At 60.3% G+C, this 25,509-nt stretch carries 23 protein-coding genes and 2 pseudogenes; 21 read left to right on the forward strand and 4 right to left on the reverse strand.

The window, feature by feature from the left end; genetic code table 11:
• The first annotated feature begins 129 nt into the window (after window positions 1-129).
• The 4 genes from ACUXUR_RS02630 (at window position 130) to ACUXUR_RS02645 (ending at window position 3,753) form a co-directional block, all read left to right on the forward strand.
• Window positions 130-996 (forward strand): VOC family protein, encoded by an 867-nt coding sequence (locus tag ACUXUR_RS02630; RefSeq protein WP_445500761.1) that lies wholly within the window; start codon window positions 130-132, stop codon window positions 994-996.
• A gap of 51 nt (window positions 997-1,047) precedes the next feature.
• The gene (locus tag ACUXUR_RS02635) at window positions 1,048-1,449 is read left to right on the forward strand and encodes a DUF350 domain-containing protein (protein WP_445500762.1); all 402 of its coding nucleotides are present in this window, start codon (window positions 1,048-1,050) and stop codon (window positions 1,447-1,449) included.
• Between the two features lie 172 nt (window positions 1,450-1,621).
• Window positions 1,622-2,470: a 3-deoxy-8-phosphooctulonate synthase gene (kdsA, locus tag ACUXUR_RS02640; RefSeq protein ID WP_445500763.1), complete on the forward strand. Its 849-nt coding sequence runs from the start codon at window positions 1,622-1,624 to the stop codon at window positions 2,468-2,470.
• A 113-nt stretch (window positions 2,471-2,583) separates the two neighbouring features.
• Window positions 2,584-3,753 carry an MFS transporter gene (locus ACUXUR_RS02645; RefSeq protein ID WP_445500764.1) on the forward strand — a complete coding sequence of 390 codons (1,170 nt, stop codon included), beginning with the start codon at window positions 2,584-2,586 and terminating at the stop codon, window positions 3,751-3,753.
• Here the strand turns inward: ACUXUR_RS02645 and queF are convergent.
• Window positions 3,738-4,187 carry a preQ(1) synthase gene (queF, locus tag ACUXUR_RS02650; RefSeq protein WP_116529590.1) on the reverse strand — a complete coding sequence of 150 codons (450 nt, stop codon included), beginning with the start codon at window positions 4,185-4,187 and terminating at the stop codon, window positions 3,738-3,740. The two genes, ACUXUR_RS02645 and queF, sit on opposite strands and share 16 nt — an antisense overlap.
• A gap of 147 nt (window positions 4,188-4,334) precedes the next feature.
• Between queF and eno the strand changes: the two genes are divergently transcribed.
• From eno to lpdA, 8 genes are all read left to right on the forward strand, one after another.
• Entirely contained in the window at window positions 4,335-5,618 is a 1,284-nt protein-coding gene (gene eno / locus ACUXUR_RS02655) for a phosphopyruvate hydratase (protein ID WP_445500765.1), read from the forward strand.
• Window positions 5,619-6,140: 522 nt separating this feature from the next.
• On the forward strand, window positions 6,141-7,640 hold the full coding sequence (locus ACUXUR_RS02660) for a calcium-binding protein (RefSeq protein ID WP_445500766.1): 1,500 nt from the start codon (window positions 6,141-6,143) through the stop codon (window positions 7,638-7,640).
• A 246-nt stretch (window positions 7,641-7,886) separates the two neighbouring features.
• Window positions 7,887-8,210 carry an FtsB family cell division protein gene (locus ACUXUR_RS02665; RefSeq protein ID WP_445500767.1) on the forward strand — a complete coding sequence of 108 codons (324 nt, stop codon included), beginning with the start codon at window positions 7,887-7,889 and terminating at the stop codon, window positions 8,208-8,210.
• Between the two features lie 162 nt (window positions 8,211-8,372).
• Entirely contained in the window at window positions 8,373-9,434 is a 1,062-nt protein-coding gene (gene pdhA / locus ACUXUR_RS02670) for a pyruvate dehydrogenase (acetyl-transferring) E1 component subunit alpha (protein WP_445500768.1), read from the forward strand.
• Window positions 9,435-9,501: 67 nt separating this feature from the next.
• Window positions 9,502-10,941, forward strand: coding sequence for a pyruvate dehydrogenase complex E1 component subunit beta (locus ACUXUR_RS02675; RefSeq protein WP_445500769.1), 1,440 nt, complete (start codon window positions 9,502-9,504; stop codon window positions 10,939-10,941).
• 4 nt (window positions 10,942-10,945) lie between these two features.
• Window positions 10,946-11,242, forward strand: coding sequence for a DUF5076 domain-containing protein (locus ACUXUR_RS02680; protein WP_445500770.1), 297 nt, complete (start codon window positions 10,946-10,948; stop codon window positions 11,240-11,242).
• Window positions 11,243-11,265: 23 nt separating this feature from the next.
• Window positions 11,266-12,678 carry a pyruvate dehydrogenase complex dihydrolipoamide acetyltransferase gene (locus ACUXUR_RS02685; protein ID WP_445500771.1) on the forward strand — a complete coding sequence of 471 codons (1,413 nt, stop codon included), beginning with the start codon at window positions 11,266-11,268 and terminating at the stop codon, window positions 12,676-12,678.
• Between the two features lie 55 nt (window positions 12,679-12,733).
• On the forward strand, window positions 12,734-14,173 hold the full coding sequence (lpdA, locus tag ACUXUR_RS02690) for a dihydrolipoyl dehydrogenase (protein ID WP_445500772.1): 1,440 nt from the start codon (window positions 12,734-12,736) through the stop codon (window positions 14,171-14,173).
• Between the two features lie 252 nt (window positions 14,174-14,425).
• On the opposite strand, the gene ACUXUR_RS02695 is transcribed toward lpdA, so the two are convergent.
• Window positions 14,426-15,550, reverse strand: a complete 1,125-nt coding sequence (locus tag ACUXUR_RS02695) for a calcium-binding protein (RefSeq protein ID WP_445500773.1) — start codon at window positions 15,548-15,550, stop codon at window positions 14,426-14,428.
• An 843-nt stretch (window positions 15,551-16,393) separates the two neighbouring features.
• Here ACUXUR_RS02695 and ACUXUR_RS02700 point away from each other — a divergent pair.
• The 7 genes and pseudogenes from ACUXUR_RS02700 to ACUXUR_RS02730 all read left to right on the forward strand — a co-directional run bounded on the left by ACUXUR_RS02700 (window position 16,394) and on the right by ACUXUR_RS02730 (window position 20,448).
• Entirely contained in the window at window positions 16,394-16,594 is a 201-nt protein-coding gene (locus ACUXUR_RS02700) for a hypothetical protein (protein ID WP_445500774.1), read from the forward strand.
• A 73-nt stretch (window positions 16,595-16,667) separates the two neighbouring features.
• On the forward strand, window positions 16,668-16,958 hold the full coding sequence (locus ACUXUR_RS02705) for a DUF6894 family protein (protein WP_445500775.1): 291 nt from the start codon (window positions 16,668-16,670) through the stop codon (window positions 16,956-16,958).
• 131 nt (window positions 16,959-17,089) lie between these two features.
• Window positions 17,090-17,416, forward strand: coding sequence for a hypothetical protein (locus ACUXUR_RS02710; RefSeq protein ID WP_445500776.1), 327 nt, complete (start codon window positions 17,090-17,092; stop codon window positions 17,414-17,416).
• 86 nt (window positions 17,417-17,502) lie between these two features.
• Window positions 17,503-17,748 (forward strand): hypothetical protein, encoded by a 246-nt coding sequence (locus tag ACUXUR_RS02715; RefSeq protein ID WP_445500777.1) that lies wholly within the window; start codon window positions 17,503-17,505, stop codon window positions 17,746-17,748.
• A 165-nt stretch (window positions 17,749-17,913) separates the two neighbouring features.
• Window positions 17,914-19,029, forward strand: coding sequence for a hypothetical protein (locus ACUXUR_RS02720; RefSeq protein WP_445500778.1), 1,116 nt, complete (start codon window positions 17,914-17,916; stop codon window positions 19,027-19,029).
• A gap of 2 nt (window positions 19,030-19,031) precedes the next feature.
• Window positions 19,032-19,577, forward strand: coding sequence for a c-type cytochrome (locus ACUXUR_RS02725; protein ID WP_445500779.1), 546 nt, complete (start codon window positions 19,032-19,034; stop codon window positions 19,575-19,577).
• Between the two features lie 13 nt (window positions 19,578-19,590).
• Window positions 19,591-20,448, forward strand: a pseudogene (locus ACUXUR_RS02730) (GNAT family N-acetyltransferase).
• A 232-nt stretch (window positions 20,449-20,680) separates the two neighbouring features.
• Here the strand turns inward: ACUXUR_RS02730 and ACUXUR_RS02735 are convergent.
• Both ACUXUR_RS02735 and ACUXUR_RS02740 read right to left on the reverse strand, forming a co-directional pair.
• A pseudogene (locus ACUXUR_RS02735) lies at window positions 20,681-20,830 on the reverse strand (GIY-YIG nuclease family protein); the annotation flags it as partial.
• The gene (locus ACUXUR_RS02740; protein WP_445500780.1) at window positions 20,814-22,724 is read right to left on the reverse strand and encodes a hypothetical protein; all 1,911 of its coding nucleotides are present in this window, start codon (window positions 22,722-22,724) and stop codon (window positions 20,814-20,816) included. The gene ACUXUR_RS02740 and the pseudogene ACUXUR_RS02735, both read right to left, overlap by 17 nt.
• 623 nt (window positions 22,725-23,347) lie before the next feature.
• Here ACUXUR_RS02740 and ACUXUR_RS02745 point away from each other — a divergent pair.
• Both ACUXUR_RS02745 and ACUXUR_RS02750 read left to right on the forward strand, forming a co-directional pair.
• Window positions 23,348-23,638, forward strand: coding sequence for a hypothetical protein (locus ACUXUR_RS02745; RefSeq protein WP_445500781.1), 291 nt, complete (start codon window positions 23,348-23,350; stop codon window positions 23,636-23,638).
• A gap of 391 nt (window positions 23,639-24,029) precedes the next feature.
• A complete protein-coding gene (locus ACUXUR_RS02750) occupies window positions 24,030-25,367 on the forward strand; it encodes a dicarboxylate/amino acid:cation symporter (RefSeq protein ID WP_445500782.1) in 1,338 nt (445 codons plus the stop codon).
• Window positions 25,368-25,509: the final 142 nt, after the last annotated feature.

Below are 25,509 nucleotides of genomic sequence, written 5' to 3' on the forward strand. Positions count from 1 at the left end.
AGCCAAGCCGCAGGTCGGAAATTCGAATGACGTTATAATATGTCGGTAAACGCTCGCAACTCCCTTGATCGAACTCATTCTATTCTCGACCTCCTTGCCGCCACGCCGCTGAGACTCAGATAGGGGATCATGACCCGCCGGATCGACCACCTCGTCATCGCCGTTCACGACCTCGACAAAGCCGCCGACTTTTATCGGCGTCTCGGCTTCCAGATCGGTGCCCGCAACCGTCATGCATGGGGAACGGAGAACCGGATCGTCCAATTTCCCGGCACGTTCCTCGAGCTGATCACGGTAGGCGAGGGGGCTCAGATCCCGCCGCACAAGTCGGGACACTTCAGCTTCGGAGCCTTCGTTCAGGATTATCTGCGGAATCGTGAAGGACTCGCGATGCTGGTCCTCGATAGCCAGGATGCGAAGAGCGATGCGGCCGCCTTCGCACGGAGGGGGATCGGCGCGTTCGAGCCGTTCCATTTCGAGCGGGCCGGCAGGAAGCCCGACGGCACCGCGACGAAGGTGGCCTTCACGCTGGCCTTCGCGGCCGATCCGACGGCGCCGAAGGCAGGTTTCTTCGTGTGCCAGCAGCATTACCCGGAAAACTTCTGGAATCCGGCTTTTCAGGTGCACGAGAACGGGGCCACGGGTCTGGCGACGGTCGCTCTCGCGGCTCCCGATCCGGACCGTTGCAAGAAATTCCTGACGGACTTTACCGACTCAATTCCGACCAGTCCGGCTCTCCATGATCTCTCGTTCCGGCTCGTCGATGCGCATCTCGATGTAATGACGCCGGACGATGCGGGTGAAACCTATATCTCGGTCGAGGCCGAGCTGGACCAGCCCTCCTTCGTCGCATTCGCCGTGCGGGTGGAGAAGATCGACGCTCAGGCCAAGCGCCTCGATGCGGCGGAAATTCCTTACCAGCATGTGGGCAGCCGGCTTGTGGTGCCGGCGAGCGCGGCCTTCGGCGTTGCGATCGCCTTCGAGGCTGCACAATAAATTAACCATAGCCCTGTAACGATATAAGAAGTTCATCGTAGAGGGCTGATCGTGACTTCAATTCTGGCGGGCTTGCTCGACTTCCTGATCTTCTTCGTCATCGCCATTGCGCTCGTTGCCCTGTATCTCGGTGTCTATACGGTGGCGACGATGCACAACGAGTTCGCCCTGATCCGTCAGAACGTGATCTCGGCCTCGACAGCCCTCGGTTTCAGCCTCGTCGGCTTTGCTCTTCCGCTCGGAAGCGCCATCGTGCACGCGCAGGGCATTCCCGATCTGCTCGTCTGGGGCCTCGTGGCGTTGGCGGTTCAGATCGTCGTGTACTGGCTCGTGCGCATCGTGATGCCGAATCTCTCCCAGCGGATTGCGGCCGGCGAAATGGCGGCGGCTCTGTTCCTGGGCGCAGCCTCCCTGTCGGCCGGCATCATCAATGCGGCGTCGATGACGTTCTGACACGCTCATGTCATCCCCGGCGCGCGAAGAGCGGGAAGGGGATCCATAGCACAGCGCCTGATCGCGGATTCCCTTCCCCTCCGCTGCGCTCTGTCTGGGAATGACACTGAGCGGGCTGGGATGACACAACACCGCTTTCCGTCCAGCGCGAAAGGGAGTAGGTGACGGGGCCATGACTGATACGAAAACCACCCCCGCCGTCGTCGAGGCCGGCTCCGTCCGCTTCGGCAATCATCTGCCGCTCAGCATCATTGCGGGCCCCTGCGCCATGGAAAGCCGCGACCACGCGCTTGAAATGGCGGCAGCCCTCAAGGAGATCACGGTCAAGCTCGGCCTCGGGCTCGTCTACAAGTCGTCCTTCGACAAGGCGAACCGGACCTCGATTTCGAGCGCCCGCGGCATCGGTCTCGACAAGGCCCTGAGCATCTTCGCCGAGGTGAAGGAAAAGTTCGACCTGCCCGTCATCACCGACGTGCACGAGAACGATCAATGCGCGCCCGTGGGCGAGGTGGTCGACATTCTCCAGATCCCGGCCTTCCTGTGCCGCCAGACCGATCTTCTCGTCGCCGCCGCCAAGACGGGCCGGGTGGTGAACGTGAAGAAGGGCCAGTTCCTGGCCCCCTGGGACATGGCGAACGTCGCCGCCAAGGTGAAGGCGGCCGGCAATCCGAACGTGATGCTCACCGAGCGCGGCGCCTCCTTCGGCTACAATACGCTCGTCTCCGACATGCGCAGCCTGCCGATCATGGCGGAAACCGGCGCGCCGGTGATCTTCGACGCCACGCATTCCGTGCAGCAGCCCGGCGGCAAGGGCACGACTTCGGGCGGTCAGCGGGAATACGTGCCGGTTCTGGCCCGTGCCGCGGTTGCCGTGGGCGTGGCGGGCGTCTTCATCGAGACGCACCAGGACCCGGACAAGGCTCCCTCCGACGGCCCCAACATGGTGCCGCTCAAGGAGCTTGAGGGCCTGCTCGCCCAGCTGAAGGCGTTTGACGCGCTCGCCAAGGGCAGGGCGGCTTAACCGTTCCATGCCGCTACGGTGGGGCAGATGTGCATTTCTGTCCCTCCCGCTGAAAAGGGGCCGTGATATGGAGCGATAAGGCTCCATCTCGCGGCCTTCTTCGTTAGAGCGTCATGTCCTCCCGCAATCTCATCCTGATCCTCGCCGTCAGCGGCTTTGCCAGCACCTTCTCCGCCCGCGCGGTCGAGCCCATGGTTGGAGTGATTGCCCGAGACCTCAACTCCACGCCTCAGACCATCGCGCTGCTCTCGGCAGCCTTCGCGCTGCCTTACGCCTTCATCCAGCCGATCTTAGGCCCTATCGGCGACGCGCTCGGCAAGGAGCGTGTGATGAAGGTGGCTCTGTCGCTTCTCTTTCTGGCGCTCGCCGGTTCCTTCTTCGCGCCCAATGCCGAGACGCTCTTCGCCCTGCGCATCGTTGCAGGAGCTGCCGCCGGCGGAGCGGTGCCGCTGTCCATCGCGCTCATCGGCGACCGGGTGGAGATGGCCCAGCGCCAGATTGCGCTCAGCCGCTATCTCGTGGCCGTCATTGTGGGTCAGTTGGCGGGTTCGTCGCTCGCGGGCCTCTTGGCGGAATGGATCGGCTGGCGCGGCGTGTTCGGCCTGTCCACGATCATGATGGCTCTCGCGCTGACCGCCACCGTCCTCGGTTTCCGCGGAGCCTTGCCCGGCGGCAAGTTCGATCCGCGCACGGCGGTCCTGCGCTATCGGGACATTCTGTCCAATCCCCGCGCACTGTTTCTCTTCGGCTCCGTCTTCGTGGAGGCCATCGCGATTTTTGGGATCTTCCCCTATGTCGCGCCGCTCCTCGAGGAGCGTGGCGGAGGCGGGGCGACCGAGGCGGGCTTCGCCATCGGCGGCTTTGCGATTGGCGGTCTCGTCTATTCCGCCCTCGTGACCTGGATGCTGAAGAATCTGGGGCTCAGCCGCATTCTCATCGGCGGTGGCCTCTTCGCGGCGGCTGCCTTGGTCGCTTTGGGGTTCGTAGGAGACTGGAAGCTCGATTTCCTGGCCCTGCTTCTCATGGGCCTCGGCTTCTACATGCTCCACAACACCTTCCAGGCTCAGGTGACGGAGGTCGCTCCGGGAGCGCGCGCCTCGGCGGTCGCGCTCCACGCGTTCTCGTTCTTTTGCGGCCAGGCACTCGGCGTCGTGCTCATGGGCTTCGGCCTGCGCCATATCGGCCTCACGGCCTCGACCGCCATCGCCGCTCTCATCATCCTCGCCGTGGGCCTGAACGCCTCGTTCGTTCTGAGGCGTCCGACTCCTCAGCGGGCGCGATAGGGCGCGACGCCCTGATCGGGCAGCCAGAGGTTCTTGGGCAGCTCGCCGGTCTGCCAGAACACGTCGATCGGAATGCCGCCGCGCGGATACCAATAGCCGCCGATGCGCAGGTAGCGAGGCTCAAGCAGCTCGGCGAGACGCTTGCCGATGGCCACCGTGCAATCCTCGTGGAAGGCGCCGTGATTGCGGAAGCTGTGCATATAGAGTTTCAGGGACTTCGATTCGACGAGCCACGGGCCCGGCACGTAGTCGATCACGAGGATCGCGAAATCGGGCTGGCCGGTCACCGGGCAGAGCGACGTGAATTCCGGCACGGTAAAGCGGGCCAGGTAATCCGTGTCGGGATGCGGGTTCGGCACCCGGTCGAGCTGCGCTTCTTCAGGTGTCTGAGGCAGGGCGCTCGCCTGGCCGAGCTGGAGATGGGTCTCCGTCATCATATTTTCACCTTGGATCAAGACCTTCTAGATTGCTCTCGTCCTTGCCCGGTTCAGCATTTCGGTCAATAAGCCATTTCATGACGTGAGGCCGCACCCGTAGCCACGGGACGCAACGGTCGCCCTTCAGCCCCAGGAGTCTGTTTAATGACTGCGATCATCGACGTTTTCGCCCGCCAGATCCTCGATAGCCGTGGCAATCCCACGGTCGAGGTGGATGTCACCCTCGAAGACGGTTCCATGGGCCGTGCGGCCGTTCCCTCTGGCGCGTCCACCGGCGCTCATGAGGCAGTCGAGCTGCGCGACGGCGACAAGTCTCAATATCTCGGCAAGGGCGTGCTGAAGGCCGTGGAGGCCGTGAACAACGAGATTCTCGAGGCCATCGGCGGCATGGACGCCGAAGAGCAGGTCGCCATCGACGAGACCATGATCGAGCTCGACGGCACCCCGAACAAGAGCCACCTGGGCGCCAACGCCATCCTCGGCGTGTCGCTCGCCGTCGCGAAGGCCGCCGCCGAGGCTTCGACCCTGCCGCTCTACCGCTATATAGGCGGCACGCAGGCCCGCGTTCTGCCGGTTCCGATGATGAACATCATCAACGGTGGCGCGCATGCGGACAACCCCATCGATTTCCAGGAATTCATGATCATGCCGGTCGGCGCACCGACCCTGGCTGAAGCCGTGCGCATGGGCGCGGAGGTGTTTCATACCCTCAAGAAGGCCCTGAAGGATGCCGGGCACAACACCAATGTGGGCGATGAGGGCGGCTTCGCCCCGAACCTGCCCTCCGCCGAGGCCGCGCTCGACTTCATCATGAAGTCCATCGAGCAGGCCGGTTACAAGCCAGGCACCGACATGGTGATCGGCCTCGACTGCGCCGCCACCGAATTCTTCAAGGACGGCGCCTATCACTATGAAGGCACCGGTCAGAAGCTCTCGCCGCAGCAGCAGGCCGAGTATCTGGCGAAGCTCGTGTCGGCCTATCCCATCGCCACCATCGAGGACGGCATGTCCGAGGACGATTGGGAGGGCTGGAAGGCCGTGACCGACCTCATTGGCTCCAAATGTCAGCTGGTGGGCGACGACCTCTTCGTCACCAACGTGAATCGTCTCTCGCAGGGCATCAAGCAGGGCGTTGCCAACTCGCTCCTCGTCAAGGTGAACCAGATCGGCTCGCTCACCGAGACCCTCGATGCCGTCGATATGGCTCAGCGCGCCGGCTACACCGCCGTCATGTCCCACCGCTCGGGCGAGACGGAGGATTCGACGATCGCCGATCTCGCCGTTGCCACGAATTGCGGTCAGATCAAGACCGGCTCGCTCGCCCGCTCGGACCGGCTGGCCAAGTACAACCAGCTCATCCGCATCGAGGAGGAGCTGGGCTCCCAGGCCAAGTACGCAGGACGCGCGGCGCTGAAGGCTTTTATGTAAGATAACTACATTTCAGTTGATTCAAGGAAGGGCCGCGTTTTGCGGCCCTTTTTGTTGTGCCGCCGCATTGCTCGCAAGGGTCGCACTGAAGTTGATACACTCGAACTCTGAAATGATTTCGCAACATCATTGTGTTTCATTTCTAGCGCACTATATAACAGATCGTGTCTGGGCGCGCAGGTGCTCATTGTTCAATTCATCGATAAGGCAGGTCTCACCTCGTCCGTGTTGTTCGTGGCTTGATCCTTGCGATGAAACGTAATGACATTGGAGAACATCATGGCTTTTTACTACTACGATACGACAAACCAGCCGCCTCCAACCTCCGTGGCAGGCGATCATGCCGTTGATCTGTCCGCCGGCGATTCACTCATCCTTGCCGCGGGAGCCGTGATTAGAGCTTCTGGTTCTGGTGCAGATGGGATCAACTCAGCAGGTGGGCCTATAAACCTTGCCATCCAAGGATCAGTCGTCGCCAGTGCGAGTTATGGAATCCGAATTGGCGCCAACAGCAGAATTCAGGTGGAGTCGACAGGGCTTGTAAGCGGCTCAACCGGGATCTTTGTAAGCGGCGATAACGCCACCATCAACAACAAGGGGCTGATTCAAGGTAACACGGGCCTTCAACTCAGCGGAGGAATCAATGTCGTCGAGAATTCCGGCACGATTTGGGGAAGTGGAAGCGGAATCTCATCTCTCGGCGGCTCTCTTACGCTCCTAAATCGGGGCGAAGTTTTTGGCGGTGGGCTCGTAATCGAAGGCAGCAATCAGCGTGATGTCATCACTAATCTAGGGTCGATCCGCGGCAATTACCTTTTGCTGAATGACGGCGACGATCTTTATGACGGCACGGGCGGGTATTGCTCCAGCCTCATATGGCTCGGCAGAGGTGACGACATCGCCTTGGGCGGCAATGGCTCCGAACGATTTTACGGTGGAGACGGCAACGATTACATCGATGGGGGAGCGGGAATCGACACTCTCGAATATATCGGGACTGCCCCGCTTACGGTCGATCTGCGCATCAAAGGACCGCAAAATACGGGCGAGGGATGGGACACTCTCGTCAATATCGAAAATATCGACATGCGGAAGACGGGAGTCACGGCCGATCGCCTGACGGGCAGTGAGATCGCCAATCAGCTTTACGGTGGGAGTGGCGACGATACTCTGGAAGGCGGGCTGGGGGACGATCTTCTCGATGGCGGCGCGGGCGACGACACAGCCCGCTACAGCGGCAGCGCCGCGGCCATCGTCAGCCTCGCGCTGCAGGGACAGCGGCAGAATACCGGCGGCTATGGCTTCGACACGCTGATCGGCATCGATCACCTTGAGGGCGGCTCGGGCGCCGATCAGCTGACCGGCAACGGCGAGGACAACCGACTCAGCGGCAATGCCGGCAATGATGTGTTGGTCCAGAAAGAGAACGATGGCAACGACGTTATGAGCGGCGGCAGCGGCATCGATACCGTGAGCTTCTCCGGCACCGCCGGCGCCACCATCAACCTTGCCCTCACCTCAGCCCAAATCACGGCTTATGGTACCGATACCCTGACCGGCATCGAGAACCTGTCCGGCGGCTCAGGGAATGATCGCTTCACCGGCAACACGCTCGCCAACATTCTCAAGGGCAACAGTGGCAACGACACGCTGGATGGCGGCTATGGCAAGGACGTGCTCTATGGCGGGTCAGGCAAGGACATCTTCGTGTTCACCACCAAGCCGTCCTCGTCCAACTATGACAAGATCGCCGACTACAACTGGAGCGACGACACGATCTATCTGGAGAACGGCGTCTTCACCAAGCTCGGCTCCGGCTCGATCACGAGCCCGAAGAAGCTCGCCTCCTCGGCCTTCTGGACCGGCGCCATGGCGCACGATTCGAGCGACCGCATCATCTATGACAGCGCCAAGGGCTATCTCTACTACGATGCGGACGGCACCGGCGCGGCCAAGCAGGTGCTGATCGCCACCATGGCGAAGGGCCACAATATGACCTATGCCGAGTTCTACGTCATCTAACGAGACGCAAGACGACACGGGTGAAGGAAGGGCCGTTTCACGCGGCCCTTTTCTTTGAGAAAGACTATCTTCGTCATGGCCGGCACAAGGCCGTCCATCCACGTCTTGGGAAGCACACCGGTCAAAACCGTGGGTTCCCGGGACGAGCCCCCAAGGATGACGAGGACAGACCGGGAAGGACGGGAAAGGCAGGGCGGTGCCGGTTCCCTAACGGGTTCTTAACCATGCCGGGTGTAGAACGCACTTATGGTGATCCGCAGACGATTGAGACGGTTTTTGATTCCGCTGATGCTCTACAGCATCTCTGCGGCCGTCGCTGCGTACTTCGTTCACCACGCCCATAGCGGTGCGCGCGGAATCGAGGCTCAGCAGAAATACGAGGCCGAAGTGGCCGAGTTGAACAAGGAGCTCGACACTCTCAAGACGGAGCGAACGAACTGGGAGCGCCGTATCGCGTTGTTGAGAAGTGATCAGATCGACCGCGATCTCCTGGAGGAGCGGGCGCGCGTCATGCTGGGTCGTGTACATCGTAACGATCTGGTCATCATTCAGCCCTTTAACCAAAACTAGCCCATAAGAACTGCTTAACTGAATTTCTGTTAATCGTAATTTTGTGTGACTCTACAGAAGCTTGCACGATTCATTGTGCAGCGCAAAACATCGTTTGGGCCTCTCGCTTTCCGAATCCGACTGCGCTAGAACTTTCGTCGAGGAAACCCTTCGGAGGAACCGATGGCTGTTGCTGCCCGCAAGGCGGGCCGTGCCGGTGCAGGCGCGGCTAACAAGTCCACTTCCAGCAAAAGCTCCGTGCGCGGAGCTGCTCCCAACACCCCCCAATTCGACAAGAACCAGGATCTCGCAGCCTATAACGACATGCTGCTGATTCGTCGCTTCGAGGAGAAGTCCGGCCAGATGTACGGCATGGGCCTCATCGGCGGTTTCTGTCATCTCTACATCGGTCAGGAGGCTGTCGTCGTCGGCATGCAGATGGCGACGAAAGAGGGCGATCAGGTGATCACCGGCTATCGTGATCACGGTCACATGCTGGCCTGCGGCATGGATGCGAAGGGCGTCATGGCCGAGTTGACGGGACGCCGCGGCGGCCTGTCGAAGGGCAAGGGCGGCTCCATGCACATGTTCTCCAAGGAGAAGCATTTCTATGGTGGCCACGGCATCGTCGGCGCGCAGGTGTCGCTCGGCACGGGCATCGCGTTCGCGAACCATTATCGCGAGAACGGCAATGTCTGCCTGACTTATTTCGGTGACGGCGCTGCCAACCAGGGCCAGGTCTACGAGAGCTTCAACATGGCGCAGCTCTGGAAGCTGCCCGTTGTCTACGTGATCGAGAACAACCGTTATGCCATGGGGACGGCGGTGAACCGCGCCTCGGCGCAGACCGATTTCTCGAAGCGCGGCGTGTCCTTCGGCATTCCGGGCGAGCAGGTCGACGGCATGGATGTCCGCGCGGTCTACGCCGCCGGTCAGCGCGCCGTCGAATACGCCCGCTCCGGCAAGGGCCCTTACATCCTCGAGATGCAGACCTACCGCTACCGCGGCCACTCCATGTCGGATCCGGCGAAGTACCGCACGAAGGACGAAGTGACCCGCATGCGCGAGGAGCACGATCCCATCGAGCAGGTGCGCCGTCGTCTGCTGGAGAGCTGGAAGCTGTCGGAGGACGAACTGAAGGCGATCGACAGCAAGGTGCGCGAGATCGTGAACGAGGCGGCCGAATTCGCCACGCACGATCCCGAGCCCGATCCTTCCGAGCTCTACACGGATATCCTTCTCTAAGTCTCGGCGGCGCGTCCTGCGCCGCTCCTAAAACTTTCGCCGCAGCGACAATCAACACGAGTCTTTCATGGCGACCGATATTCTCATGCCTGCCCTCTCGCCCACCATGGAGCAGGGCAAACTGGCCAAGTGGCTGAAAAAGGAAGGCGACAAGGTCAAGCCCGGTGACGTGCTGGCCGAAATCGAAACCGACAAGGCGACCATGGAGGTCGAGGCGATCGATGAGGGCATCCTCGCCAAGATCCTGGTTTCCGACGGCACCGACAATGTGGCCGTGAACACGCCCATCGCCATTCTGGCGGGCGAGGGTGAGGATGTCTCGTCAGCAGCTGCAAAGGCGCCAGCCGCTCCCGCGCCGGCTGCGCAGCCCGCGCCGACTCCGGACATGCAGGCCGAAGGCCTCGCTGATCGTCCCGCTCCCACCGAGCGTCCTCAGCAGACGGACCTCTCGATGCCAGCGGCTCCCTCGGTGATCACGAACCGCACGGCCTACAACGCTTTTGCCGAAATCCCGGAAGGCACTGAGATGGTCAACATGACCGTCCGCGAAGCTCTCCGCGACGCCATGGCTGAAGAGATGCGCAAGGACGAAAGCGTCTTCGTGATGGGCGAGGAGGTGGCCGAATACCAGGGCGCCTACAAGGTCACTCAAGGGTTGCTGCAGGAATTCGGCGCAAGGCGCGTGATCGACACGCCGATCACCGAGCACGGCTTCGCCGGCGTCGGCGTCGGCGCGGCGTTTACGGGCCTGCGCCCCATCGTCGAGTTCATGACCTTCAACTTCGCCATGCAGGCGATCGATCAGATCATCAACTCGGCGGCGAAGACCCTCTACATGTCCGGCGGCCAGCTCGGCGCACCGATCGTGTTCCGCGGCCCCAACGGTGCTGCGGCCCGCGTGGCGGCGCAGCACAGCCAGGACTTCTCGGCCTGGTACTCGCAGATCCCGGGCCTCAAGGTTGTCGCGCCTTACTCCGCTTCCGACGCGAAGGGTCTGCTCAAGAGCGCCATTCGCGATCCGAACCCGGTGATCTTCCTCGAGAACGAGATTCTCTACGGACAATCCTTCCCAGTGCCGAAGCTCGACGACTTCACCGTGCCGCTCGGCAAGGCGCGCATCCATCGCGAAGGCAAGGACGTCACCATCGTGTCCTTCTCCATGGGTATGAGCTATGCGCTCAAGGCCGCCCAAGAGCTGGAGAAGGAAGGAATCGACGCCGAGGTGGTCGACCTTCGTACCATCCGTCCCATGGACACGGAAACCATCGTCGCTTCCGTCATGAAGACGGGCCGCTGCGTCACGGTAGAAGAGGGCTACCCGCAATCGGGCGTCGGCGCGGAGATCGCCGCGCGCATCATGGAGAACGCATTCGATTATCTCGATGCGCCCGTGCTCCGCGTAACCGGCAAAGACGTGCCGATGCCGTATGCCGCAAATCTCGAAAAGCTGGCGCTCCCGTCAGTGGCAGAGATCGTGCAGGCCGTGAAGGCCGTTTGCTACAGGTGAGATCATGACAGCGCGGAAATTCGAAGCTCTCAATGCTCCGCCTGATGCGCTCGAAAAGGGCGGCATCGAGATCCTGAGGGCTTCGGTGGTCGACGGGGCGGTGAGCATCGCGCTCCGCCGCGCCTTCGACGATCCGTTCACCTGGGGCGTGCTCCTGGTGGATCTCGCCCGTCACGCCGCGCGTGTCTACGCCATGGAAACCGACCTCTCGGAGGAAGAGGCCCTGGCGGAGATCGTCTCAGGCATTCAAGCCGAGCTGGACAATCCGAGCGATCCCGGCTCCTCGCAAGCCGTCAACTAATTCAGATCAGGATCCAACACGCCATGCCCATCAATATCCTGATGCCCGCACTTTCTCCCACCATGGAAAAGGGCAACCTTGCCAAGTGGCTGAAGAAGGAAGGCGATACGGTGAAATCCGGCGACGTGATCGCCGAGATCGAAACCGACAAGGCCACCATGGAAGTGGAAGCCGTGGACGAAGGCGTCCTCGCCAAGATCGTCGTGCCGGAAGGCACGGCGGACGTGCCCGTCAACCAGGTGATCGCGCTGATCGCCGGCGAGGGCGAGGACCCGAAGAGCATTACGACTCCGGCAGGCGGCGGCGCTCCGGCGCCCGCACCGAAGGCCGAGGCCGCACCGGCTCCGGCTCCGGCTGCACCGCAGGCGAACGCCGTTCCCGGCGATCAGTCAGCTCACCTGGGCTATGCCCGCGTCGATCAGGCACCGGCCGGTCCCGCGCAAGGCGCGAAGCCGAATGGGGCAGGGCAGGTTGCGGCAGGCAATCGCGTATTCGCCTCGCCGCTCGCCAAGCGCATCGCGAAGGATTCCGGCATCGACATCGCGTCCATCCAGGGCTCCGGTCCGCATGGCCGTATCGTCGAGAAAGATGTGCGCGCGGCTCTTCAGGGAGGTGGTGCGAAACCTGCCGCGGCGCCGGCTCCTGCCGTCGGTGCTCCCGCTGCAAAGCCCGCAGCACCGCAATTGGCTCCGAGCATGGGCGCCGATCAGGTCAAGGCCATGTTCGAGGCCGGGACCTACGAAGAAGTGCCGCTCGACGGCATGCGCAAGACCATTGCCAAGCGCCTCGTGGAGTCGAAGCAGACCGTTCCGCACTTCTACCTGTCGCTCGATTGCGAGCTCGACGCGCTCATGGCCCTGCGCGAGCAGATCAACGCCGCTGCGGGCAAAGACAAGGACGGCAAGCCCGCCTACAAGCTCTCGGTGAACGACTTCGTCATCAAGGCGCTCGCCATTGCGCTCCAGCGCGTGCCGAATGCCAACGCTGTCTGGGCCGAAGACCGCATCCTGAAGATGAAGCACTCGGATGTGGGCGTTGCCGTCGCGATCGAGGGCGGTCTGTTCACGCCGGTTGTGCGCAAGGCCGAAGCCAAGACGCTCACCGCCATCTCGGCAGAGGTGAAGGACATGGCGGGCCGTGCCCGCAACCGTCGCCTGAAGCCGGAGGAATACACGGGCGGCTCCACCGCCGTGTCGAACCTCGGCATGTACGGCATCAAGGACTTCCAGGCCGTCATCAACCCGCCGCACGGCACGATCCTCGCTGTCGGCGCGGGCGAGCAGCGCGTGGTGGTGAAGAACGGCGCTCCGACCGTCGTGCAGGCCATGACCGTGACGCTCTCCTGCGATCACCGCGTGGTCGACGGCGCGCTCGGCGCGGAACTGCTGGCGGCCTTCAAGCAGCTCATCGAGAACCCGATGGGGATGCTGGTTTAGGAAATGCTCGCACTCTTTTCCCTCCCCGCAAAGGGGAGGGGAAATGGAGATATAAATGGCAAACCAATACGACATCATCGTCATCGGCGGAGGGCCGGGGGGCTATGTGGCCGCGATCCGCGCGGCGCAACTCGGGTTCAAGACCGCGGTCGTGGAGCGCGAGCATCTGGGCGGCATCTGCCTCAACTGGGGTTGCATTCCGACCAAGGCGCTGCTGCGTTCGGCGGAAATCTACCACTACATGGAGCATGCCAAGGATTACGGCCTCTCCGCGCAGGGCATCGGCTTCGATGCCGCCGCCATCGTGCAGCGCTCGCGCGGCGTCTCGGGCCGTCTCAACGGCGGCGTTGGTATGCTGCTGAAGAAGAACAAGGTCGACGTGATCTGGGGCGAGGCCGCAATCTCCAAGCCTGGTGAGGTCGTGGTCACCGCCACGAAGAAGCCCGCCATGCAGCCGCAGACGCCGGCTCCGAAGGGCATCCTCGAGCCCGGCACCTATCAGGCGAAGCACATCATCGTCGCCACCGGCGCACGTCCGCGCGTGCTGCCCGGCATCGAGCCGGACGGCAAGCTGATCTGGACCTATTTCGAAGCCATGGTTCCGCAGACCATGCCGAAGTCGCTGCTCGTCATGGGTTCGGGCGCCATCGGCATGGAATTCGCTTCCTTCTATCGCACGCTCGGCGCGGACGTGACCGTGGTCGAGGTGCTGCCGCAGATTCTGCCCGTCGAGGATGCCGAGATTGCAACGCTTGCCCGCAAGCGCTTCGAGAAGCAGGGCATGAAGATTCTCAGCGGCGCGAAGGTCACGAAGGTGGAGAAGGGTTTCAACTCCATCACCGCCACCATCGACGACGGCAAGGGCGGCACGCAGACGATCACTGCCGAGCGGATGATCTCGGCGGTCGGCGTCGTCGGCAACATCGAGAATCTCGGCCTCGAAAAGATCGGCGTGAAGATCGAGCGCGGGACAATCGTCACGGACGGTCTCGGCCGCACCAACGTGCCCGGCATCTACGCCATCGGCGACGTGGCGGGCGCACCCATGCTCGCGCACAAGGCCGAGCACGAAGGCGTGATCTGCGTCGAGACCATCAAGGGCCTGCACACGCACGCCATGGACAAGGCGAAGATCCCCGGCTGCACCTATTGCAATCCGCAGATCGCGTCGGTCGGCCTCACGGAGGCGAAGGCGAAGGAGCAGGGCTACGACATCCGCGTCGGCCGCTTCCCCTTCGTGGGCAACGGCAAGGCGATCGCGCTGGGCGAGCCGGAGGGTCTCGTGAAGACGATCTTCGACAAGAAGACGGGACAACTCCTCGGCGCGCACATGGTCGGTGCGGAAGTGACCGAACTCATTCAGGGCTTCGTGATCGCCATGAACCTGGAGACCACGGAAGAGGATCTGATCCATGCCGTCTTCCCGCACCCGACTCTCTCAGAAACGATGCACGAGAGCGTCATGGATGCCTATGGACGCGTGATCCACATCTAGTCCAGGATCGCCGAAAGTGTCATAGTACCAAGCTGTTGCGGCTTGAATTTATAGCGACCGACCAACTCAGTTAAACGGCTGGCGGTCGTTTCATTTGGACTTGGCCCCAATGAATTGCGCCCAGGTTGTGCCCATAAAGCCAAGAGCTATCCCCACTGTGGAACAAGGCTGAACAAAGGTTGAGCGATCGGCTCTCAGTTTTTGCAGCAAAATGAAAAGCCCCGCTGGAGCGGGGCTTCTCTGTTCGTGGGGTCAGACGATCCAGAAGTCTTTATTGGTCAATGTGAGATTCTTGCTAATTGTCGCAAAGTGGACGGCTGCGCCGCTTCCTGTTCCGTCAGCATCGTAGAAGAGCTTGCCCGTATCCGTTTCGTACATGATCCGATCCGAGGAATCATGGGCTTTTCCAGTCGTGCTTTTCCAAAAGGCCCCGGACGAAAGAGCTCCCGCAGCAAGCCTAGTGTAAATTGCATTCTCCAATACGATCGTATCGTACGTAGTGCTGAAGTCCACGATCGTGTCGACGTTGGAGGTGCTGGCTTTGGTGTCGAAGATAAACCAATCTTCGCCCGTACCTCCTTTGAGAACGTCATTATTCATGCCGCCTAACAGGTAGTCGTCACCGGCGTCGCCGTAGAGCGTATCCTTGCCTGACTCGCCCCAGAGGAAATCACCGTCATTCCCACCGTAAAGTGTGTCATCTCCAGTCTGGCCCACGAGACTGTCAGCACCTGCCTCACCGTAGAGCCGATCGTTTTCCGTTCCGCCCCAAGCGTAATCGTCTCCGATCCCGCCATAGATTATGTCCGCGCCAGCCTCGCCTATCAGATCATCATCACCAGCATCGCCGTAGAGTCTGTCATTTCCTGTTCCACCCCAAGCTGTGTCATTCCCGTCCCCACCATAGAGGACGTCAATTCCGTCTTCGCCGTCCAAGCGGTCATAGCCTCCATTGCCATAGGCGATGTCGTTCCCACTCCCGGCAATGATGTAATCGTCGTAATTATTGCCGAAGAACCTGTCATCGGCTGCCGTGATGCCGTTCAGCCACGAGCCATCCTGCCAGCTCGCATAGGTTGTCCCGTGGTTAATGCCGGTAATGGCGAAAATCTGATAGTAGGAGCCCGTAGGGATGTTTCCAGCGTCGTATTCAATGTACGAACCATAGACAGAGCCCATCTCGGGACTGCCGTTGATGTCTTCGTATCCTATTGTGAGCGTGTTGAAGACGATATTGCCCGCTAGATGAGTAACCTGGACATTCGGTGTCGGAGAATTCTGACCATTGATGGTGCTGCTCGGGTCAACGAGACCCCAGCCAGCCAGAGTCATATCAAACCCGGTCAAAGCATCGTCGTAAAGCTTGAAAGTACCCATTGTTGCCCCCCTGTTCTTATGTAGAACGTGCCGACTTTGAAGGCTGATTTAAGCCTGACCTTGCGTCAATGGACGGTGGGTCAGGCTTTCCACGTCTTTGTGGGAAACTGTCGGAGGAGGATCCGGCAGACTGGTGCCATTGCAAGAATGGTAGGCTCCCACACCCAGAGAGCGTTGAATTGATCAGCCTGAGCAGCGGGACGAGGCTGGCTCACATTGCCGATCCTCGCCTGAAGCCGAGCTTCCTTGGTGAAAGCCATTTTCTTGGCACCGGCGGTACACATTATGGTCAAGGTCTCGGCTAGGCTTCCCGTATCGACGTGGAGGACCTTGCCATGAGAACTCTTAGCACGCCGCTCTTCCTGGTTGTGTCAGCCGCTATCCTGATACCGCTCCTCACTTTGTTGACCTACATCGCAAGCGTGCTGGTCTCAGCTTTGGTGCTCCCCTGAGGCTCCCGCTGCGTCTCTCCATTTCCAGTGTGATTTCATGGCGAGCGATGCGGACAGGCATCACCGATGCGCATCAATGCGCTGCGCCAGCGGTGATCGAAAAAGCCTGGGCTTCAGTCAGCCTTCCTGCTCCCTAAGGAGCGGCCTACCTCAAAATAGTCTCAGCCGCAGACGTTCTTATTCACCTATGTGAAGGTGGCTATGCCGAGGTGGAGCGAGGCTGCTTTCCCTGCAGATCTGGAGAACGCTGGAGAACGCTCATGGGGACGTGACCAGCCTCGTTTGCTTCCACGCTCTTCATGAGGCGAATTGTGATCTGGAAAAAGCCCGGCTCAGATACCGGGTCGCTGCTCATGCCCTGAGAACGATCCGTGAGAGACTGGATGAGGCGTTGGAGCAGGCCTATCGGCAGCAATCATTCGGCCCTCTTGGAGACCTGTTCGATGAGGAAGAGACGACGTTGGCAGTCTATGAAAAGGCTTCTGCCAACGTTGCCGAGGCCGAAGAGCGGTGGTGTATGCTCAGAGCCGCCTTGGCTTACGAGAAAGAACTGATGCAGGCAGGACCGCTGTCTCTCAAGCGTCTGAACTGATTTCACGGCCCGGAGGATGTAATCCTCAAGAGCACAATACGGCCGCGGCTTCATTGGTTAACGTATTGATGCCATGCCCAATTACGATCTTTACGTCTGCACCCGATCCCGTCGTACGAAGTATCCGAGGAGCCTGAACCTCCCGAGCCTCGAGGCGGCGCATGAGGTTGCATTGAGGCTGGCCCGGATTCTCGTCGAGGGCAGATCGTGCTGGAATGGCCTTGCTATCGCATCTTACGATGACTTTACGGTCGAGGCCGCCAACGAGGCAGGTCAGATCGTTCTGACAATTCCGGGGCGATGGATGTGGGCCTATCTTGTCCAGAGCCAGGCTAACGCGAATCATAACCGACCCAGGGCGTAACCGGATTCAACAACGGCGGGCCTCCGATACGGCGGCCAGCCTGTCTTCCATCCTTGACGGCCAGCTCTCCGAGACCAGTCTAATGATCTCCATGATCGTTTCTGCCGATGCTCCGGAATGGGGTGATCGCCATGAAGACCGTGAGCCTGACGCTCGTCGCCGCAATCTCGTTCGCCACCGGAGCTTTGGCCCAATCGAGACCGCAGACGATCGGGATGAGCTGTGGTCAGGCGCAATTCCTCGTCGCCAATCGTGGCGCCGTCGTTCTGAGTACAGGACAGAACACTTTTGATCGCTACGTGAGCAGTCAGGCCTCCTGCCTGTCGGGCGAGTTCACGCGACCTGCTTGGGTGCCAACGGCTGATACTCCGCAATGCTTTATCGGATACACCTGCGTGGTGAGTCCGCCGGATATCGGATGGCTTTCTCTGCCCCATCAGCAGGGCTCGTCGAGCTGAGCCGCTGAAATTGTGGGCGGAATTCATCGTCGTCATCTGATCCTGCTCGATGACACCTGCCAGGCCCCCCCAAGGAACCTTGCCTGGTGGCACCTCTTTTCCACCTGCAAGCGGATATGGAGCGTGAGATGCAGCGCCTTCTCTCAAGCCTTGTCTTCCTCCTGATTTCAACCTTGGCCTATGCGCAGCAGAGCGTGCCGTCCGTCCCGTCAGCGGAAGAAGCGGGGACACGCGGCGATGCATGGCTGTACCCCCTGGTGGCGATTGCCGCCGTGGTTGTTGCCATCGGTGTGTACTTCTTCGTCAAGCGGGGAGGGCGCATGAAGCTGTGATCTCACTGCATTGACGCGTGTCCCAGGCCGCTCGGACTTTGCCCGCTGCAACTGATCGCGTGGTCACGCGGCACTTGTCCTGATGAAAGAGTGTGCGCGGGATCACAGAGACATCGGGAAAAGCGGCGTATTGCTAGGGGTGCATTGACCGGGAGGCCTGCACCCATGGCGACGATCCCCGATGCGCAACGCTCAGGACTTGCTCGATTCCACGGCCTGACGGGCGTGGGCGGCGTCCTGATTCTCGCGGTCGGTCTCTTCAAGAGCATCACGGCCGTAACGCAGCCCGCGACGGGCCTTCCTCCGCAAACGCTGCAGGAGACCGGCCTCTACGCGGATTTCGCAACCCTGCAGATCGATCCCGATCACCTTGCATTCTCGCCGCAATATCCGCTCTGGAGCGATGGCGCCACCAAGCGCCGCTGGATCTCGCTGCCGCCGGGCTCCGCTATCGACGGCTCGAATCCGGATTCTTTCGTCTTTCCCGTCGGCACGCGGTTCTGGAAGGAGTTCTCCTTCAACGGCCAGCGCGTCGAGACACGCTACCTGGAACGCCAAGCTGACGGGCAGTGGCTTTACGCGGCTTATGCCTGGAGCGCGGATGGCCGCGAGGCGCAGCTCGTTTCGCCGAAAGGCAAGCGCGGTGCTTATGCTTTCGCGGGTGGGAGAACGCACACTATTCCGGGTGTCAACGACTGCAAGGCGTGTCACCAAGGGGTTCCCTCCGAGGTGTTGGGATTCAGTACTCTTCAGCTCTCGCCTGATCGCGACCCCCATGCGCCGAACGCCGAGCTGAAGCCCGACCGGGGCGTCGATCTCAAGGACCTCGTTGATCGCGGCCTGATCGTCGGCCTCCCGGAATCGTTGCTGGATACGTCACCTCGCATCAAGGCCGCAACGGCCACGGAGCGCGCCGCACTTGGCTATATGCACGGCAATTGCGGCCAATGCCACAACGCGCAAGGCCCGCTGCAGAATGTCGGCCTCTTCCTGCGCCAGAGCGTGGTGGGCGCCGATCAACCCGCCATCGCGACCACGGTCGGTCACGCGGTGAAGAAGCCGGCTCCCGGCCAATCTCCTGATGCCGTCAACCGCGTCGAACCGGGGTACCCCGAACGCAGTGCCCTCTTCCAGCGCGTCTCGTCCCGTTATTCCCCCTTGCAGATGCCGCCATTGGGGACTGAACTCGTCGATGATGAAGCCGTGGCGTTGCTGTACCGCTGGATCGCCGAGATGGGCGAACCCCGCAAAGAGGCTCGCCTCCATCATGAAGGACGATGACGATGCGCGTTGCTCTCCCTCTGCTGACGATGGTCCTGCTGGTGCAAGGGCCCGTGTTTGCGCAAGACGATAAGAGCGCGCAGGTGAAGCGCGGCCAATATCTCGTGACGGTCGGCGGCTGCAATGATTGCCACACGCCCTTGATCATGGGCTCGAACGGCCCGGAGCCTGACATGAAGCGCATGCTCTCGGGTCATCCGCAGGATCTCGTCGTCAAAGCGCCGGCCAGCGTCTCCGAACCCTGGGGTGGCGCCATGACGCCCACATTGACGGGCTGGTCGGGCCCCTGGGGCGTGAGCTTCGCTGCCAATCTCACGCCCGACCCGGAAACCGGCGTGCTGCGCGATTTCACGGAGCAGCAATTCATCCAGACCATGCGCACGGGACGGCATCAGGGGCAGGGCCGCCAGATCCTCCCGCCGATGCCGTGGCCGAATTACGGGCAGATGACCGAAGACGACCTGAAGGCCGTCTTCGCCTATCTCCGGCAGATCCCGCCCGTAAAGAACAAGGTGCCCGATCCGCTGCCGCCGACGGCGCAGCGGTGAGACAAAAAGGCCGATGACGCAGGCAGACCGCGCCGAACTGACGATCTGCATCATGACCCGCCATGACCTGGATAGGGCCATCGACTGGGCTGCCGCCGAGGGCTGGAACCCCGGCCTCAAGGATGCCGATTGCTTCATGGCCGTTGATCGAACCGGCTTCCTGGTCGGCTGCCTCGGCGATGAGCCGATCGCCTCGATCTCGGTCGTCCGCTAGTCCGGCGCGTTCGGCTTCCTCGGCTTCTATATCGTCCGGCCGGATCAGCGCGGACGCGGTTTCGGCTTTCGCCTCTGGCAGGCCGGCATGAACTATCTCGAAGACCGTACGGTCGGCCTCGATGGCGTCGTGGCGCAGCAGGAGAATTATGCCCGGTCCGGGTTCGTGCTGGCGCATCGCAACGTGCGCTATGGCGGAAGCCCGCAGATCGATCCTCCCTCGGACGCGCGCCTGCGGCCGGTGAGCCCCGACATCATCGAAGCCGTCCTGGCCTACGACAGGCCGTTCTTCGCAGCCCCCCGCGAGACCTTTCTGCGCTGCTGGCTTCAGCCCGATGCGCGCACGGCCATGGCCTTCGTCGAGGACGGGAAGGTGAGGGGCTACGGCGTGATGCGAGCCTGCCGAAGCGGCTACAAGATCGGACCGCTCTTCGCCGACGGCGAACGCGAGGCCGATCTGCTGTTCCAGGCTCTCGCATCGCAGGCAAAGGGCGCATCGGTGTTTCTGGATCTGCCCGAGCCGAACCAGGCTGCCATCCGGCTTGCCTCGCAATACAACCTGTCGCCCGTGTTCGAGACGGCCCGGATGTATCGCGGTGAAAAACCGGACCTGCCGCTTTCGCGAACCTATGGGATCACGACGTTCGAGTTGGGGTGATGGATCTCGTTAGTGGAAGCGATCAGGCAACTCCCGCAGTCAAGTCAATCCCGCAGGTGGTCAATGAGCTTTGCGTCGGTGAAACCCTCCACCGTCATCCCCGAGGAGGCGGGGATCCATAACCACGACATGATGGGGGAAAGGCCCAGCGGCACACGCTCACTTCATTCTGTACCGCTAGCGGATATGGATTCCCGCCTACGCGGGAATGACAGTGTTGAGTTCCTGTGCCTCACTGGTTGAGCACCAAATACAAATCCTCCCACTCGGGATTCATCTCTTCGATCAACCGGATCTTCCAATCCCGCCGCCATTTCTTGAGAGCCTTCTCCCGAGCAATGGCTTCATCGATATGCGCATAACTTTCATCCCAAACGAGACGCGTCATCCTTGAGGAACGCTATCTTAGGCATTGAGCGCTGAATTCGTAGTCTAGCAAGTCCTGATGCTTTACTGGCTTCCTTCTCGAGCAGGTCGAGAACCCTGATGATCCAATCTTTTTCGGGTTTTAGCTCGCGTTCTAGAATGCCGCCCTCATAACGATCCCTTAATGCACCAAAGATCCAATACCAATTTGATTTATGTGATCGCATCCATGCATCAACAAAATCCTCTGGTGCGATCGCGTTGAGGATGGGTATCATGACATACTTGTTGCTTCCCCCACGCGTGTAGCAAACTTGCTCATAAAATTGCTGTCCATCAGACTCTAAGATTGTAAGCAATTCTGATGCAAGTTTAGGGAACGTTAGTTCGAGGGATCGATTTCTTGCATCGAGCAGGTGGTTGAAGACTGACTCGAATTCGGCCTTGTACTCGTCATGTACCCAGTAAGCTATTCCATAAGCCGATGTTGCAAAATCATCATACCAACGATAGTCAAGCTCTCTTGGAGGGAGGCTTTGCATTCGAAGTAAGTCATCAATGTAGGCTTTGCATTCTTGTTCAGTCTCTTTGATGTTTTTGTCGAGTACGCCTTTGCTGGACATCATCATCCTAAGGGCAAATATGTGAAGCATCTCGCCTGAATCGGATACTTCGCGCCGATCGAATTGCTCCTGCATTCTCGCAAGACCCTGGGTCACAACAGAATCATCAAGTTTGTCGAAGCTGCCAACGATTTGCCACGGTGGTGAGATCTGAGGTTTTAAGAAGTAAGGGCTTGCCTCTAAAGAGGCTTCAATCGCGGCTTTGTCATATCGGCCTTCAACGAGCACTTGGTATAAAACCTCATCTTGAAGAATAGTGCTGGTAAGATCGATGGACTTATAGCGCTCGTTCGAGAGAACAATTTTAGGCTTCCCTTGCTCGCCGTCATTAGGGGCGAAATGAAACGCGTACTCTGTCTTTTGGCGGTCGCGAAGATCGAGAGGTCCTAATCGCCTCGCTCGCCATTCTATATTTAACGCACAAAAAGTCTGAACGAGTTCACTCATAGCTTGATCATGGGACCGGTATCTCTCGTCGAGACTGCCTACCAAACGAGCCAAGTCTTGAATAACGTGCCTTAGAATTCGAAGTGACGGCACACCGGAATCGATTTGCAAGCGGATTATTACATCTTTAAACTTCTGAATGAACTCCTTTTGAGTATCTATCGATAGCTCAGACAAGAAGTCAGAGAAGGCCTCTTCGAGCTGAGGCTCGACTCGTATAGTCTGACCAAATATTTTTTCCTTGGTCTCGCCGAACTCTTCGGTAAGTTTTTCGTCATGTGCAATGACAATTACGCGACAGCCGTGATGCTCTACATACAGATTGATTATGCCCAGAGTTTCTTTTGGGCCTAAGCCACAACGCTCTAGATCATCAAAAATAATTGGCTTGTCAGTGCTCACTTCTTGACGCAGAAAAGCTCCAACCAGTCCTGACGTGAGACCACTAACTGCCAGTGATCCGAGGCCGGAGACCTCCGCACTCATCTCACCTATGCTATCCGCGATATTCTTAATCCGCGCTTTTCCAGGGAACATGGCAGCGTAAACCGCTGCTACAATATCATCTGTACTGTTGAGCCCGAAAAGGCTCACGTAATACGCCTTGTCATCGGGGAGTGCTTTGCGAACCTGAAAGGTTTTGCCGGTACCCCAATCACCAGTCACCAGAACTGCGTAACGTGGGTCTTTACAAGAAGTGTAATATGCTAGGTAGCTCTCCAAGTGTGACTGAGAAGATTCTATAAGGACTTGCTTCTCTGCGTCCTGGATTGCTTCTGTTTTCGGGATGCCGTCTTCTGAAGGTTGAGCGGTTCCAAAAATCAGCTTTAGAAACTTCACCTTTTGTACCCCTAGATTGACTGCGGTCTCGCACACGAGCTTCCTAAAGCCTCGGTCTGCGGCGAGCCTCAGATTCGCAGCCTTAATTGAGTTAAGATAATAATCTACATACCCATAGGTTGAGCCTCACTTATTGATGCTGGCGAACATAAGTTAATGTTCCGTATTTGTTCTTGACTTCTGTCCTAGTCTGAACTATGTTGCCTTTGTCCTGACCTGCCGAGGGCGCGCTCGCGAGGCGTCGCAAGAGTGGGGTCGGGACACGGTCTCGCGGGTGAGGTCACGCAGCCTCATCCGGCGGGAGGCCCAGGCTGTGCGGCTGGGCTCAGGATTGGTCGCAAGCCGCCCGCAGGTCCCTGTGACCGATGCGGTGTCCGCTTGCGGCAGTTCGGGAGCCAGCGCCGCCTGTCCGCCTAAAAAAGCCGTGCGCGAGGTGACATCCGGCTCTCACGCTACATTACATAGGATCGAGCCGGGCTGCACGTCGCGCCACCCTCGGTTTCCCTTCCAGGCTCCCGGCTGTTTCAGCCCGGAGCCCGAAGGCGCATGCTTTTTCCAAAGAAGGCGCATGCTTTTTCCAAAAAATTCATTCCAAGCCATTCATTGCCATAGGAGATCATCTCATGAGCCGTGTCCGGGACTATCTGTCCAAGCTTCCCGATTGCGACGACGCCCTGCGTCGTCTGGCCGATGTGCTCCAGGTGCCCGCCACCTGCCGCAAGAGCGCCTGCCGCCGAACGGAACGCTGCCGGGGCGGCTATGGCCCGCCGTGCTATTTCGAGCGGCGCAAGTTCTTCGCCGATGCGGTGCTGGACGACATGCATACGTATCGCGAGCGCTGGGCCGACCGGCGCAGGAGCATCGAGGCTCTGTTTCGGGGAGAGGAAGTCATGAAGACGGACCTCGGCCGGTGAGGAGGGGTGATTATGACTCAGCCGTCATGGCCGGGCTTGGCCCGGCCATCCACGTCTTTTGGCCGAAACGCAGCAAAGGCGTCGATCCCCGGAACAAGTCCGGGGATGACGAGAGGGAGGCACTGCCAGCGCGGCGAGGGGCCGGAATCGAGCACCATTCTCGTCATGCGATCCCGGGTTCTGCCCCGCAGCCACGGGAGGACGCCCGGAGGAAGTCGGCACTTCTGTCCATGCCAACCGGGTGGGGACTTTGCTGGAGCTCAGGCGTTTACCGTTTGGAAAGTCACAGGGTGCGTTTGACGGGTCGGAGCTGAAGGCAGACGCGCCACCTCGATAGGCCTGGCCTTCGAGAAAGAGACGGTCTTGATCCATTTCACATAGGCCCTTTGCCATGACGACCATTTCCGCCACCGCTGATCGGGCCGAGGTTCCCGTCCGCACCCGCAAGCCCTGGTACAAGGTTCTCTACATCCAGGTGCTGATCGCTATCTTCCTCGGCGCGCTTCTCGGCTGGCTTGCGCCGGATATCGCCAAGAACGACTGGATCAAGGCGCTCGGCGACGGCTTCATCAAGCTCATCAAGATGGTCATCGCGCCCATCATCTTCTGCACCGTCGTGTCGGGCATCGCCCATATCCAGGACGCGAAGAAGGTGGGCCGCGTCGGCATCAAGGCGCTCGTTTATTTCGAAGTCGTCTCCACCTTCGCGCTCATCATCGGCCTTCTCGTCGGCAACCTCGTGAAGCCCGGCGCAGGCTTCTCCGGTACGCCGGACCCAGCGGCGGTCGCGAACTACGCGAAGGCGGCCGCCGAGCAGAAGCCGGTGGATTTCGTGCTCCACATCATCCCCGACAGCGTGGTGGGCGCCTTCGCAGCTGGCGACATTCTCCAGGTGCTGCTGTTTGCCATCCTGTTCGGCTTCGCGCTGCTCGTGCTGGGTGAGCGCGGCACGACGGTCCGCAATCTCATCGACGACGTGGCCCATGCCATGTTCGGCGTGATCGCCATCGTCATGAAGGCAGCCCCCATCGGTGCATTCGGCGCCATGGCCTACACCATCGGCCGCTATGGGCCGTCCGCGCTCGGCAATCTCTTCGGGCTGATCGCCACCTTCTATGCCACGGCCGCGCTGTTCGTGTTCATCGTGCTTGGGCTCGTGGCGCGGATTGCCGGCTTCTCGATCTTCAAGTTCATCGGCTACATCAAGGACGAGCTTCTGATCGTGCTCGGCACCAGCTCCTCCGAGAGCGCACTGCCGCAGCTCATGGAAAAGCTGGAGCGGCTGGGTTGCTCCAAATCCGTCGTCGGTCTCGTGGTGCCGACCGGCTATTCGTTCAACCTCGACGGCACGAATATCTACATGACGCTCGCGACCCTGTTCATCGCTCAGGCGCTCGGCGTCGATCTCACCTTCAGCCAGCAGCTCACGATCCTGCTCGTGGCGCTCCTGACCTCCAAGGGAGCCAGCGGCGTCACAGGCGCAGGCTTCATCACCCTCGCGGCGACGCTCGCCGTGGTCAATCCGGCACTCGTACCCGGCATGGCCATCATTCTCGGCATCGACAAGTTCATGAGCGAGGTGAGGGCGCTCACCAACATCACCGGCAACGGCGTGGCCGCCGTCATCGTCGCCTGGTGGGAGAACGAGCTCGACCGCGAGAAGCTCAATGCCGGCCTCAACCAGCAGATCGACCCGTCCGATATCGAGACGGCGGTGACCACTGATTGAGGTGAATCGTCAAGCTTTCGAAGCGGTTATGGCCGGGCTTGTTCCGGCCATGCTGATTGAAGGGAGGAGCCTTGGAATCTGAGCATTTGCGAAAGGACGGCAAAACCCTTAAATCAGGCGCAACCGGAAGGGCAGGGTTCCT

The organism is Microvirga medicaginis (assembly GCF_052658925.1).